This window comes from Pedobacter suwonensis (genome assembly GCF_900111825.1).
Taxonomy (GTDB): domain Bacteria; phylum Bacteroidota; class Bacteroidia; order Sphingobacteriales; family Sphingobacteriaceae; genus Pedobacter; species Pedobacter suwonensis.
Genome location: NZ_FOJM01000002.1, coordinates 231,252 through 245,332 on the forward strand (window position 1 = coordinate 231,252; position 14,081 = coordinate 245,332).

At 38.0% G+C, this 14,081-nt stretch carries 13 protein-coding genes; 6 read left to right on the forward strand and 7 right to left on the reverse strand.

The features are described from left to right. Positions 1-22: 22 nt before the first annotated feature. Positions 23-1,102, forward strand: a complete 1,080-nt coding sequence (locus BM107_RS03535; RefSeq protein ID WP_090980342.1) for an AI-2E family transporter — start codon at positions 23-25, stop codon at positions 1,100-1,102. A 192-nt stretch (positions 1,103-1,294) separates the two neighbouring features. Here BM107_RS03535 and BM107_RS03540 read toward each other — a convergent pair whose 3' ends face one another. The 4 genes from BM107_RS03540 to BM107_RS03555 all read right to left on the reverse strand — a co-directional run bounded on the left by BM107_RS03540 (position 1,295) and on the right by BM107_RS03555 (position 6,162). Next, positions 1,295-3,643 carry a S9 family peptidase gene (locus tag BM107_RS03540; RefSeq protein WP_090980344.1) on the reverse strand — a complete coding sequence of 783 codons (2,349 nt, stop codon included), beginning with the start codon at positions 3,641-3,643 and terminating at the stop codon, positions 1,295-1,297. 198 nt (positions 3,644-3,841) lie between these two features. Further along, positions 3,842-4,612, reverse strand: coding sequence for a hypothetical protein (locus tag BM107_RS03545; protein ID WP_090980346.1), 771 nt, complete (start codon positions 4,610-4,612; stop codon positions 3,842-3,844). Positions 4,613-4,614: 2 nt separating this feature from the next. Then, on the reverse strand, positions 4,615-5,154 hold the full coding sequence (locus tag BM107_RS03550) for a hypothetical protein (RefSeq protein ID WP_134203410.1): 540 nt from the start codon (positions 5,152-5,154) through the stop codon (positions 4,615-4,617). Between the two features lie 63 nt (positions 5,155-5,217). Next, positions 5,218-6,162 carry an XAC2610-related protein gene (locus tag BM107_RS03555; RefSeq protein ID WP_139222263.1) on the reverse strand — a complete coding sequence of 315 codons (945 nt, stop codon included), beginning with the start codon at positions 6,160-6,162 and terminating at the stop codon, positions 5,218-5,220. Between the two features lie 424 nt (positions 6,163-6,586). Between BM107_RS03555 and BM107_RS03560 the strand changes: the two genes are divergently transcribed. Then, positions 6,587-7,588, forward strand: coding sequence for a DUF6624 domain-containing protein (locus BM107_RS03560; protein ID WP_139222264.1), 1,002 nt, complete (start codon positions 6,587-6,589; stop codon positions 7,586-7,588). Positions 7,589-7,675: 87 nt separating this feature from the next. On the opposite strand, the gene bla is transcribed toward BM107_RS03560, so the two are convergent. From bla to BM107_RS03575, 3 genes are read right to left on the reverse strand one after another with little or no spacing between them, the layout of a single operon-like run. Beyond that, positions 7,676-8,581 carry a class A beta-lactamase, subclass A2 gene (gene bla, locus BM107_RS03565; RefSeq protein WP_090980354.1) on the reverse strand — a complete coding sequence of 302 codons (906 nt, stop codon included), beginning with the start codon at positions 8,579-8,581 and terminating at the stop codon, positions 7,676-7,678. 25 nt (positions 8,582-8,606) lie between these two features. Beyond that, positions 8,607-9,107, reverse strand: coding sequence for a nuclear transport factor 2 family protein (locus tag BM107_RS03570; RefSeq protein WP_090980356.1), 501 nt, complete (start codon positions 9,105-9,107; stop codon positions 8,607-8,609). Between the two features lie 11 nt (positions 9,108-9,118). Next, entirely contained in the window at positions 9,119-10,234 is a 1,116-nt protein-coding gene (locus tag BM107_RS03575) for an acyltransferase family protein (RefSeq protein WP_090980358.1), read from the reverse strand. Between the two features lie 183 nt (positions 10,235-10,417). On the opposite strand from BM107_RS03575, the gene BM107_RS03580 reads away from it, so the two are divergent. The 4 genes from BM107_RS03580 to BM107_RS03595 all read left to right on the forward strand — a co-directional run bounded on the left by BM107_RS03580 (position 10,418) and on the right by BM107_RS03595 (position 14,077). Beyond that, complete coding sequence (locus tag BM107_RS03580) at positions 10,418-11,470, forward strand: sensor histidine kinase (RefSeq protein WP_090980360.1); 1,053 nt, start codon at positions 10,418-10,420, stop codon at positions 11,468-11,470. Beyond that, positions 11,467-12,165: a LytR/AlgR family response regulator transcription factor gene (locus tag BM107_RS03585; protein ID WP_090980362.1), complete on the forward strand. Its 699-nt coding sequence runs from the start codon at positions 11,467-11,469 to the stop codon at positions 12,163-12,165. The genes BM107_RS03580 and BM107_RS03585 overlap by 4 nt, the downstream gene beginning before the upstream one ends. 235 nt (positions 12,166-12,400) lie before the next feature. Beyond that, positions 12,401-12,958, forward strand: coding sequence for an RNA polymerase sigma-70 factor (locus BM107_RS03590; RefSeq protein ID WP_090980363.1), 558 nt, complete (start codon positions 12,401-12,403; stop codon positions 12,956-12,958). 93 nt (positions 12,959-13,051) lie between these two features. Further along, positions 13,052-14,077, forward strand: a complete 1,026-nt coding sequence (locus BM107_RS03595; protein ID WP_090980366.1) for a FecR family protein — start codon at positions 13,052-13,054, stop codon at positions 14,075-14,077. The last annotated feature ends 4 nt before the right edge of the window (positions 14,078-14,081 follow it).

A 14,081-nucleotide genomic window follows, 5' to 3' on the forward strand; every position in this document is an offset into this window, starting at 1 on the left:
TTAAACAGGGTTAGTTTGATACATGGACATTAAATCAAATAACGGAATCTTTAGGACGGTTACTTCAATTATCCTCTACACAGCCGGACTTATCATTCTGCTCTGGTTTCTATTAAAAATTCTAAGCATTGTGCTTCTGGGTATTTTTGCTATCGTTTTAGGACTAATCATTAATGCTCCGGTAAGCCGGCTTGAAAAAAAAGGGATGAAGCGCTGGCTGGCGAGTTTGATTGTATTTTTTATCATTTTTGGTATTACGGCATTGCTCGGCTGGATGGTGGTTCCACACATGAGCGATCAGCTGGATGTTTTGATCGGTAACCTGCCAAAGTATTACGCCAGCGTATCGGGTTACCTGGATTCATTGTTACGCAAATTTCCTGAACTGAGGAAAGAAATGAGTGAGGGAGGCTCGTCCATTTCTTCAGCTATACCTTCTATTGGCAACACCGTAATGGGAATTGGAAACTTTTCGTTTTCGATTCTGGGAGGTATCTTTGTATTCATTGTATTTGTTTGCATGGTGGTTTTTTTTGTAGGAAATCCCAAACCGATCATCGAGCTTTATCTAACTGTATTTCCGGTAAAACAAAGAGAAAAAGCAGAAAATGCAATAAAACACACTTCCGTGATGCTGGTGGGCTGGATGAAATCCAATCTCATTGGCGGTGCTATTGAGGCGGTATTGGTATATGGTTTTCTAACCTTAATGAACGTTCCTGGTGCATTGGTTTGGGCTGCACTGGCTTTCTTTTCTGAACTTGTCCCAAAAATAGGATTTTATATCATGGCGATTCCCCCTACCCTGGTTGCACTCTCCGTGAGCCCGGCAACTGCACTTTGGTGCCTGGTATTCTTTTTATTATTGAATGAACTGATTTCAGATTTTTTGATGCCTAAACTTCGTTCCTCAACCATGAATATTCATCCGATGTCATCGCTGTTTCTGTTATTGGCCATGGGCACAGCGTTTGGACTCACTGGCGCGCTGCTATCCACACCGCTTGCAGCCATCATTAAAGCATATTACGAAGAATTTTATCTGCGACAGTTTCCGGAAGATCCGCAACTGGAGCAACGGACTAATGATATCGTTTACTGATAACCTGATTTTCAGCATATACGGTAGGAATTGCCTAGGTTGGAATACCGGTTACGCAGGAAAACTTAGCCAATGGGCACCGGTACTCATCTGCCCTTAATAAAAAAATGTGCCGCTAAATCTAATGGAAGATTGAAGCGGCACATTTTTTTGTGGATTGAATAACTGTCTGGTCAGATATTTTATAAAAAATTATTTAACCATATTCACATCAAAGCCTTTCCAGTTTTTTAAATGATCTACGAAATAATTACTGATTAAATTTCGATAATAATCGCCACTTACTTCATGAGCGATACCTGGCAGAATCATTAAGTCAAATCTTTTATTGTTTCTAATCAGGGCGTTGGCCAAACGTATGGTATTTGCAGGATGTACATTATTGTCCATATCGCCGGTTACCAATAAAATTCTACCTTTTAAATTTTTAGCCAGTTCTATGGTAGTTGGTGCACTGCTGCTAAAAGACGCATGCAAATTACCTAATGAGTCTACGGTAACAGGTTTGGTTTGCTCAACTCCCTGATAGGTTTCTGTCCAGAATTTTCCGTAGATGTTATTGTCGTGATTACCAGATGACGACACCCCGACTTTGAAAAAATCAGGATAGGTTAGCATTGCCGCTGCTGTCATAAATCCTCCTCCCGAATGCCCGTAAATACCCACCCGGTCTAGATCCATATAGGGATAACTTTCAGCCAATTGTTCTACTACATACTTGCAATCTGCTAATGCATAATCACGTAAATTGCCGTGTCCAAAAGTATAGAAATCCCGTCCGCGAAGCGGCGATGAGCCCCGATAACCAAATTGCAGTACAATAAAGCCCAGATCGGCAAGTTTTGCATTGTTGCTCGGCGTGATATTAAAACCTTGTGGTATGCCATCAACCTGAGGTCCGGGATATACATTACAAATCACGGGGTATTTTTGACGAGGATCAAAATCAGCTGGTGTATAGATGATCCCGTATAAATCTGTAATATGATCAGCCGCCTTAACTTTTCGCAGTATCGGCATGTTTAAGCCGTAGTCTGTTAAAGTACGATGATCCAACATTGGAATGACCGTCCGCACTTTTCCATTCATATCCCTTATTTCACATTTAGGTAAACTGTCTACAGCCGAATAGCTGTCGATGATAAATTTTTTATCCAGGGACGGCATAATGGAATGATCACCCTGTCCCGGTGTTAATTCAACAAAGCCAGAACCATCCAGGTTCACTTTGTAGAATTTTTTATGGTAGGGATTATTTGCAGATTTGTAGCCAAAGCCTTCCAAAATCATATAACGCGCCTTAGTATTCACATCGACAATATTGCCGGCAACAAAATCACCTTTGGTAATGGCATTCTTCAGCTTACCTGTATGGTCATACAAATAGTAAGCACCTTTACCTGTGCGTTCAGACCACCATATAACCTCCTTACCTTCATTAATCACCATATAAGTCTGCAGTTGATCGTTTAGAATTGGTTTTCCAACTTCAGTGATCAGTACAGTAGTCTTGAAGGTATATGGATCTACCCTACAAAGTTGTATGGTATCTACCGTACGGCTCTCCCGCGTAAAATAGATTCCCCCAGATTGCTGGTTTTGATTCATTTTCACTTCCTGGTCAGGAAAACGATCAATATTTATTTTTTGCATTTTAGCGTTATCTGCATTCAATAGCCATAACTCATACTGCGTTACATTCTCATCGCCAGGCAATTCGTATTTATAATCTACCCGAACGGGTGCATACATGGCTAAACTATTGATTAAAGTCAGGTCTCTCACTTTGCGCTGATCCGACCGTAAGGCAAAACCGATATGTGTATCTCCTAACCATTCCCCCAGCCATGGTCCGCGTTGACCTCTGTTATGGTTAGAGACGGTTTTTCTTGCGAATGAATAATTAGCATCTCCGTCGTAGGTCAATTGAACCACCGAATCCTTTCCCAAAGCACCTGATTTTTTTAAGAAGAGATTATGGTTGTTAGCGTAAACACCGTATGCCCCATCTTTTGTATAAAATGTCCAGATATCTTTACGAGGTACTGCTTTTACAGGAAAAGGCTTGCTGGCGGATTTACCTGGATCAACCTCGCCAAAAATGCCTTTTTTTAAATCATACTGCAGCGCTACACCTTGTACATTGCATAATAAGATAGCTGGATCTGTTGGCGAAACACTCTGAATACTGAAATCTACCTTCGTAGGGTGTACAGATTGTGACAGGTAAGCGGATGTAAGTTCAACAAGCTCGTTGCCGTCAAACAATCGTATACTTTTGCTATGCGTAGGATCAGCAATATAATAGGTTTTTAATCCGGCGGCATTACTGGCATTATAAAGTATTAAGTCGCTGTTAAATATCCACGAAGGCTGGATCATCGCCGCGGAAATCACGCTGCGTACTGAATCTCTTTGTGAGCCGGTTAACACTTTTTTGCCTTTATTGATTGTTGCAGATTGCTGTTGGGCTAGTGCAGTAGAAAACACCAAAGCTAAAATTGACGCCAGACCAATTTTGCCGGCGGATAATGATATCATACTTATAGGATTTATTTTAGCTACTGAAATTTGAAAGTTCGCGTAGCTACCGAACAAAGTGCAAGTATAGAAAAATAGTTGTATTCTGGCAATTAGCCATGATATGATTTAGAACAGTTAAAATCAAATTGTTTTTTTATTCATATAAGCTTTCAGCTTTTTTTGCGTAAAAAAAGTTTTAGCGCGAATCAGCTATGTCTATTTTACCCTCTTCAAATGAATATACTTCAAATCGCATTCACCAATTTTCACATACCTGTTCATCGCATTGCCAGTGTTTTGAATAACAATTTCACCATCACTTAACAAACCCTGAACAACGGTGGGTAGTTGTTCATTTCCAGAAAAACTTTCTTCATTGTTATCTTTGGTCACATCGCCACTGTCTTCATCCCATTCAATACCGTGAAAATCGATATAAACTAAGTTTTCATCCAGGCTTCTACTGAAGGTAATTTTGCCATTTAAATTTCTTGTAGAACTATAAAAATGGTAGCGATATTGCCCTTTACTTTTGGAAATGGTCACACTCAAAGCACATTGATCTTGTTCATCTACCTGGTAATTGCCAATAAGATTGTGGGGCAACGATGGGATAGTTTTATTGGTTGGGATTAACCGTATGGGATATGCTTTTTTCGAAGATAAACTTTCCCATTTGCCATTAAAACCATCCTTTGTTAACTTGCCGGTAATTTTTGCTCTTTTTACGTTTAGGTAATCAAGCTCGTAAACAGTAGCAATACCATTAATCACTTCCCCTGCAAGCCTGATTTCTGCGCCGATGTTCTCGTAATAGTAAAAACCGCTCAGCTTTCCTCTGGTATTTTTTAAGCTGAAAACAACACCAATTTTACGCCCGAATTTACCAGTAAAGTTCCCGTTAAAGCTTTGTAAATTAGTTGCTGATACAATATCTGCAAAAACAATAAAACCTATAAACAACAGGCAGGAAAAATGATTTTTCATGTTTAATTCCTTTTTTCAAATTCCACCCAATCTTTAAGCATGTAGACAGATGTGGGTTTAATATCAGACTCCTTAATCAAATGTACTTCTACAAAAGCGCCGGTTTTCTTAATATATTTAATTTTGGTATTATGCATGGCTCCAGACGAATAGTAAGCACCAAACTTACATCTGTAAGGATTATTTTTTACGTCAGAAGTAAAAACAGAGAACAAGATCATCTTTCTGGAGCTGGTATCTGGTTTTTCGTAACCAAAAATCCGATAATCTGCCCTAATATTTTCATAAACATTGAGCGAGCTGTCGCTGAGGTTGATCATTGCCTTTTGAAAAAACGCCTCATTCATTTGGGTCTCTTTGTCATTTCTAATGGTATCTTTTTTTTCTGTTTTTTTAGCGGGGATGCGATCTTGTTTAACCACAGCTATGCCATCCTTTTTAGTTTTTAAAGTATCTGTTGTTGTATTTACGATCTCCGTAGTCGGCGTATTTCGGCAACCCAAAAATGTAACTATTATTAATGCGGTTATGATACCTTTCATTCTGTTTAAGCTATTTTTTATGCAGTTATCCATTAGGCTGTATAGATTTACAATGCTCCGTATTTATCCTCTTTTTTTATAATCCCTCACTTTCACCGACCTGCCATTTTCAATTTTGTATTCCTCGTAGTGCGTAAAAGTATCGTTTTCATAAACACGTTCTGCTTTCTCTAATAAGAGTTTTCCGTTTTGCCAGCGATAATACATCTTTCCTTCATTCCCGTTACCGTCTGCATCATATTTATAAATTTGTTTTTTAAATGAGTCAAAAAATACGACACCCAAATCATCTAAAGTTTTGTTTTTAATAAAGCTTTTACGTGTTACATCATATACGAAATACACATAGCCATAATCTCCTTTTATTCTATCCGGATAAAAAACAGGCAATTTTATATCCAGATAACCATCGAAATTTACATCTTCCAGTTCCACCTTATCTTTAACTAAATCATATTTATCAAAATCATGAAGTATCCATCCGGAATTTTTATTGGCATTAATTTTTAGGGAGAGCAAGGTGAAATAGCCCACCGAATTTTCAGTCATCGAATCCTCGTCAGGCTTGGTCTTCAACATGATAAAATCGAAGCTAAGTGGATTAAAAGCCTGCAAATTTTCGCGACACTGCAACTTGATGTCCAGCGTGTTTTCTCTATTTGGTTTTTTACCCCAGCTACCCGCTAAGGCCTTTTGCAAGATATAAGCCATTTTGAAATAACCTGTAGTTTCAATTTTTTTTGATTTAGCGTTATATGCACTTTCTTTGAGGAACATTTTGTCATCTTTTAAAGTGCCCTCCAGATAGAGCTTGCTACCGTAGCCATTTTTGATATAGTAGTATTCACCAAAAATGCTGTCATTATAGTTGTTTAAACTAAGTTTCATTTCTATTGGGTATTTACCAATATTACCTGTAAAATTTAGATTAGCAGTCAACTTTGCTTTTTGAGCATTGGCCCGACCAAAAATCATTGCCAGTATCACTATAAGTATTGTTTTCGCCATACTATTTATAGTCTTTATTATTTTGTCCTGATCACCTCCTCTGCCAGATGATCGCTACGGCCACAAGAGGTACGATGAAAATTTAAATTATTTTATAGCGCTGTATCGCCTGCGCCCTGGAAATAAAAGTATAAAAATAATATGATATCGGATATTAGCCTGTAAAGACAGTTTACAAGGACAGAAGTACTTAGCCAGAACACCTGGTTGAGTATTTAAATGATGACTTAAGCCAATAATTAAAATTACCCTGATCGATTTACTCAATGCAACAAACTATTCTTTTTTGTGTCTTATAACCTAAACTATGTCTAAACGATTATCTTTTTTCTGATCATTTTGTTTTATTATGCGCAGGATAGCAATCTTAAATGCACTACTAACTTATCAAGGTTCAGCTTCAATTTTAAATTTAAAGACAAACATGATAAAAAAAATAATTTCCGTTTTAATACTTCTGTTAACATTCAGCACAAGCAGCAACGCACAGGAATTGAAATATTTTGTAAATATTGATTCCGCGATGAAGTTTTACCACGATAAAAGATACCATGAGGCCGGGCAAGCTTTTGACCAGGCATTAAAAGAATTTAATGGAAATACCACACAGACAAATTTATACAATGCGGCATGCGCATGGAGCTTGGCAGGAAATAACGATAAGGCTTTTCTTTATCTGCAAAATATCCTTAACAATAAAATGATCAAAAGCTGGGATGATCCCGTTGACTTTTATAATATGTTAATTAAGGACACCGATTTTGAGCCAATTAAAGTCGACCCTCGGTGGACAAGTTCATTAAATGAGGCAAAGAATAAAAAAAATACTTTTTTAAACGGCATTAAGCGGGATATTGCCGACAGGATAAGGGAAATTGGAGCGGCAGACCAGTCAATTAGATTTAAACTGGATTCGGTTAGAAAGGTTGACGGGTTGAACTCTACAGCCGAGAAAAAACTTATTTTGGTAATGAAAAAACAGGATTCAATTAATTTTCGCGCATTTGAAACCATTATTAAACAATATGGATGGCTCGGCCCCACTGAGGTAGGATATAAGAACAATCAGTATCTATTTCTTATTTTGCAACATGCTGATCTTGATGCCCAGAAAAAATATCTACCGCTGTTCAAAAGAGGTCTTAAGGATGGAAAGGTATTGCCAAAAGATTTTGCTTATTTAGAAGACAGGATAAATATGAGAGTAGGAAAAATGCAACAATATGGATCACAGACATTAATAGATAAACTGAGCAAAAAATACATCCTCTATCCTATAGCTGATATCGATAATGTGGACGAAAGACGGGCTAAGGTAGGATTGGAATCTTTAAAGTCTTACATGAAATCATCTTTCAATATAGATTTCGACATAAATCAATATAAAAAAGAACTTCCTGAGCTAAAAAAAATGTATTTAAAGTAACTTTTGTTCGTGACAATAACGATTGAAGCGTAAGGCCGCTTACCAGCTTACGGATGGTTTATTTAAAATATTAAATTAGGTCTGACCTTATAACGATCTATTGCCATTAAAATATTCCCAGGCTTCTTTGTTAATATCAGCAATTATTTTCTCATTTGTCGCTTCATTTTCTGTCGATTCCGTTACGAAGACACTTATGAAATAGTATGATCCATTTGGCAAAAATACGATCCCGATATCATTTACTGCTGCAGTTATACCTTGCTTATTTGTGCCTGACGAACCTGTTTTATGGGCTATAAGGGTATTCTTAGGGAGCAATCCTCTCAATCGATGCGCTCCTGTTTTGGTTTCACGCATCACTTTCCAAATGAAGTGATGGCTTTTCTTTGAAAGGAGATTGTTTTTATTCATGTAAAAAAGTTCCAGGATGTTATTAGCTGCTTTAGGCGTGGTCCAGTTTTTAAATTGCGAATTCCAGTTGCCCTGTTGTTCCTCTTCATTTATTTTTATGGATACATCATGGATGCCGACACTCTTACAGTACTTTTCAACAAATTCCGGACCTCCAATCATCCTCAGTAAAATATCGCAACCTACATTATCACTTTGTGAAACGGTGTATGCTAAAATTTCTGATAACGGTAATATTACACCATTTGGATATCGATCACGAATAGGACTATATAAATCAGGTAAAAGGTCTTTCTTACTGATTTTTATTTTTTGACTCAAACTGAACTTTCCTTTATCTACCTGAGATAGTACCGCCAGAGCAATATGGAATTTGAATACACTTTGTAAGGGGAAATGTTCGTTTCCATTAATAGATAGGGCATCCCTTTCATTTGGACCTTTAATGGCAATTCCTACTTTGGCATGCTTTGAAGCGATAATCTCTTGTATTTTAGCATTAAGGACAGGGCTTTGCGCAAAAACCTGATAGCTGGTAGTAAACAGCAAAATAAGGCTAAGTTTGAAGGAATTCTTCATTTTATATCTTATTAATTATTATTTGCTAACGCGAATTTATGGGGAAAAATTTTGCGTTTTCGTAAGAATAAATAATGCTTACAATTTTCCATTTTCCGTCTGCTTTGATAAGGTGCCAGTATTCGCTTCCCCAATTGGTGATAATATTTTCTTCCCGGAATGAGTAATCGAAATTCACACTGGCAATCACATCATCATTAACGATCCTGATCTTATCAAATTTTTCTTCCCTGCGGCCTTTTTCCATGATGTAGTGGAAAAAATTTTGATATGTGTCTTTGAAGTAATTTTTGCGGTTCGAAGGATTAATTTCCAGACGTTTTTGCTGAGATCTGTTTTTCACAACACCAATCCAGAGTACCGGATTTTCATGGAACAGACTGTTAAAAGTAGCTGAATCTTTTTTAATGATGCTTTCTTTGAATTGCCAGACCACACGCTGGATTTCTTTTTTCTCGTTAGTGAAGTGCTGAGCTACAGCAAAATGAGACATCAGGATGAAGATGCTTAAACTAATTGTTTTCATAAATTAATTGTTTAGTAGTCGCGATTAAACCTGTTAAGAACTTTATTTTTGATGGTTGCAGATGGTTTTTCTATACAGTAGCGATAAACTAGGCCGGCAAAAATACAACAGGCAAAACAGATCAGCAATCCAGTTGAATAGGATGCCGGAATTTTAATTCTTTCAAGAAACAACTGTACAAGATGGATGACAATTTTATGCGACAAATAAATCGCGTAAGACAAGGCTGCCAATTGAGTGGTGATCATGTTGGATTTCTTACTTAGGAAAGAAGTGGTCGAAATAGCTCCTGTTACCAGTATTCCGTAACTTACAGCTACCAGTGTAAATCCGAAGAGAGAGGCCTGCTGCGAATAGGCGTCTCTGCAGAACCACAGCGAAAATGTAACGGCTGTTATGCCGGTAAAGACCAGTAGATTCCCATTTCGATTAATCATCGCTTTGAATGTTGACGACTGAAACAGTACCCCAATCAGCACGCCAATCACCAGCCCGTCCAACCTGGTATGTGTAGGGTAATAGATATGCATATACCAGTCTTTCCAGAAACCGGGCGTTTCCAGTTTCGGGAGAACATATTCATTCCAGGAAAAAACGCGCAGAAAAAAAGTAGAAATCAGCAGCAAAACAATTATGATTTTCAGATATTTCATTTGCTTCAAGCTGATCAAAAACAGCAGCAAAACCGGTAGCGCCAGGTAAAATTGTTCTTCAATGCACAATGACCAGGCGTGAGAAAAGGTTCCCTGGTTAATCACATCCAAACCGAAATTCTGAGTAAAAGAAAGAAATTTCCACAGGGGTGGCAAAGCTTCCCTTTCCCTAAATACCGGAAAACAAAAATACAGTAACAGCGTGAACAAATATGGTGGAATGATCCTGAAAAACCGTTTGGTAAAGAAGGTTTTTAGCCTAATGGTCTGGTTTGCGCTAATTTCCCGGAAGAGCTGATTGGAAATTAAAAAACCACTTAAAACAAAAAACAGATCAACTCCTGTCCATCCGATCCAACCGATAGTATCTACCCAGGCGGGATGCTTAAACATTCCATAATGATACAGGAATACCAGCAGGATCGCAACCGCCCGTAAATGATCTAACCCAACGAATTTTTCTTTTTCCATCATTTTTTTCTGCAATAATCTTACTATTTACCATGGGTCTCAAGAGACGAATGCAGAAAGACTGCTTCTGCCTGCATACAACATTATTTGTTGTTCGAATGCCTGCTCCTGCAATTCATCACCAAAATGGATACATCTGAATCCTAACAGCACATACAAAGCTTTTTAGTAATATCTTTACGTTCTGTGAGCAAAATATCAAACGGCAAGTTAAGAAAGGAAATCAACTATCAAACCGGACTCTGGATTGCTTTATTTATTTTTGGGATATTCCGTAATTACGGTGAGCCTGAGCAGCCTGATTTCCGGGAAGTATTTTACTATGGCGTATGTCATTGGATCTTTCAGATCATCGGCGCCAACTGGATTTACTTCATTCTGATCCGAAGATTTTTCGAGGCTAAAAAATATTTTCATTTTATGCTCTACCTTATTGCCGGGATGTACATTTTAGGTGTGTTAAATCGGCTTTTTATTGTATATGCTGCAGAGCCTTTATTTTCAAACTACCCTCAAAACAGTATTTTCGATATTTTAACGGATGTTAAATACCTGCTGTTTCATTACATCCTGCCCATTATTTCCGGATCTTTCATTTTTGTTTCGATGATGTTTATGCTTCGGTACAGGGATGAAAAGCAAAATGCCCTGCAGCTTCAGAAAGAGAAATCGGAACTTGAATTAAAAGCACTGAAGGCACAGCTGAATCCTCATTTCCTGTTTAACACCCTGAATAATATTTATTCATTATCCATCACCGGTTCGGATGCTGTATCCAAATCCATCAGCCGGCTTTCAGACATCCTGGATTATATTCTTTATCACGGGCAAAAAGAAATGGTACCAATTACAGCAGAAATGAAAATCGTTAAAGATTATATTGCACTTGAAATGCTGCGCTATGATGAACGCCTGAAACTTGAGATAGAAGAAAAAGTAGCATTTCCCGGCCTCATCCCGCCTTTGCTGTATCTGTCTTTTGTAGAAAATGCCTTTAAACATGGTGCCGAAAAAACAAGTGGAAACGTAACCATCAGAATTTCGATTGAAACCCATGCAAACGCTTCGCTTTTCAGGATAGAAAATCAGTTCTTTGGGAAACATAAAAAACCAGGAACCGGAATAGGATTGGAAAATATAAGAAGACAACTCGATCTTTATTATCCGAATCAATATACATTAGCAATAGCGCAGGCAGATAATTGGTTTAAGGTAAATTTAATGACTCCAACAACATGATTAAATGTATTGTGATAGATGATGAGCCTTTGGCCGTCAGACTTTTGGAAAACCATATTTCAAAGATAGCGGAACTAAAGCTGGTAGCTACAGCAGCAAATGCACTCGAGGCTTATAGAATTTTACAAACGCAGGAAGTGGATCTTCTTTTTCTGGACATTCAGATGCCCGATCTGAACGGCATAGAATTTCTGAGGTCGCTGAATAAAAAGCCGTCTGTTATTTTTACCACGGCTTACCGGGAATTTGCCATCGAGGGCTTTGAGCTTGAAGCCGTAGATTATCTCCTGAAACCCATCACTTTCGAACGCTTTTTCAAATCTGTAGACAGGGTCCTTAGAAATGTAAAAAAGGAAAACGAAGATGATTTCTTGATTTTAAAGTCAGAGGGATTTAGCCGCAAGCTTTTGCTGAAAGATATTCTTTATTTTGAAAGCATCGGAAACGATATTAAGGCGGTGCTTCAGAACGAACTTTTCATGGTTTCTAAAATGTCAGTTTCGGAACTTGCAGTACATCTTCAGCCAAAAGGATTTTTAAGGATTCACCGGTCATTTATCATCAATCAGCATCAGGTAACTGCCATTAGCAATCAGGAGGTATTGATAGATAAAATAGCCATTCCAGTGGGTCGAAGTTTCCGTAAAACATTTGATGATTTTGCACGGCTTTTTTCGGCAAAGCGTTTGTTTTAAGCTTTTGAAACTGGATTTTCGTTTTTATAGGGAAAATGGCAAAACGCATGCTATCTGTACCATCCAAAGATTCGTTTTGCGCGATCACCTGATCATTGACTGGTTAGCACATTATTGAAAGCATAATTAGGCCAACTGTCATCACACTACTTTTAACCGCAAAATCATCTGGTTATTGTTAATATTCTGTTAATATGTGTATCGTTTTTGAATTTTAATTTTGTGGCCATAATTTATGCCCCAAAACACTATTGCCGGACTTAATGCTGATAATAACAAGAAGTTTGATGAAAAAACCTTCGAAGACCTTTATCGCCGCATGTACCCTACTTTAAAAAAATACGCCATTTATCTTGTTAAAGATGTAGAAGATGCTCAACTCATCTTAAATGATGTATTTATATCGATCTGGAAAAACGGCACTATCCTTAATAACGAAAAAGCATATCTCTTCCGGGCAGTTAAAAATGCTGCTACAAATTACCATAAGGCAGCCAAAGCCAATCTTTGGTACATGGATAGCGAAGAAGAGTTTTCTGAAATTATAGACGTGAAAGAAACCCCGTCGCAGGCTTTTCAGAACAAAGACCGCAACCGCGTACTTTACACGCTTATTGATCAGATGCCCGAACGCCGAAGGCTTATTTTTTACATGTACCGAATTGATGGATTTAGTTACAGGGAAATTGCAGTTTTACTGGACATATCAGTACGTACGGTTGAAGACCATCTGGTAAAAGGCTTTCAATTTCTTCAGCAAAAAGTATTAGAAAACAAGTCAGAATTCAGATAAAAACACCGCTTAATAATTTCTTAACGCAAAGTTAACTTTTTTGGGCCCGTAGTGGGCCTGTTATCCTTGTCCTGTAAGCATAAAAGCATGTGAATGGATCAGGAAACGTGGAAATTAGTACTCGAATATTTAGCTGTAAAGGAAGATTTGAGCAGCAGCAAAGCCGAAATTGCATTGTTGGAAAAAAGGCTTAGGAACTGGGTAGATGAAGATGATGATCGTGAGGAGCAATTAGAAGCGGTATTATTGCTATGGCAGGACACGGCTCAACCACCGGATGACGGGTTGTGGAAAGAAAGTTTTGCTGGCCTCAGAGAACAGATCAATCAGGCTCCGGTCAAAAAGTTTAAACTATTAAAATGGTGGCCAGCAGCAACTGCTGCGGCAATTATTGGCGCACTAATCTTCTTTATTGCCGGAGATAAAAAGTTACTGACTTCCAAGCAAAATCAGGTTGTATGGACAACTAAAACTGCAGCGCCAGGTAAAATCATTAATGTACTGCTTCCGGATAGTTCCGAGATCTGGTTAAACTCAGGGAGTAGCATCAGCTTTCCGCAAAACCTGAAACATGCAGGCATCAGAATGGTCAAACTCAATGGAGAGGCTTTTTTTAAAGTAAAAAGAGACCCTGCCCATCCTTTTGTAGTAAAAAGCAACAATATCCAAACCAGGGTACTGGGAACCAGTTTTAACATCCGGGCATGGAAAAATTACAGGTCTGAAGTAACTGTACTTACCGGAAAGGTAGCCGTTTCTAGAGATTCTGCAGGTACACAGTCAGCAGCTGTCCACCTTCTTCCAAATCAGAAAGTAACTTACGATACAAAACTGGCACTCCTGGTACGCGAAAATGTAGAAGATGCCAAAACATCAACTGAGTGGCGGACTGGAAAAATGTATTTCAATAAAACGCCGATGGAAGATGTATTCCAGACCATATCAAGGAAATATGCACTTAAAGTAGTTTCAGACAGATCATTTGACAACTGTGAACTAACGGCAAAATTTGATAATGTAAGTATAAAAGAGGTGTTGCGCACACTGGAGCTTACATTCGATATCCAGTATACCATAAACAAACAGACTATTTATATAAAAGGAGGTAGATGTAATTAAACAA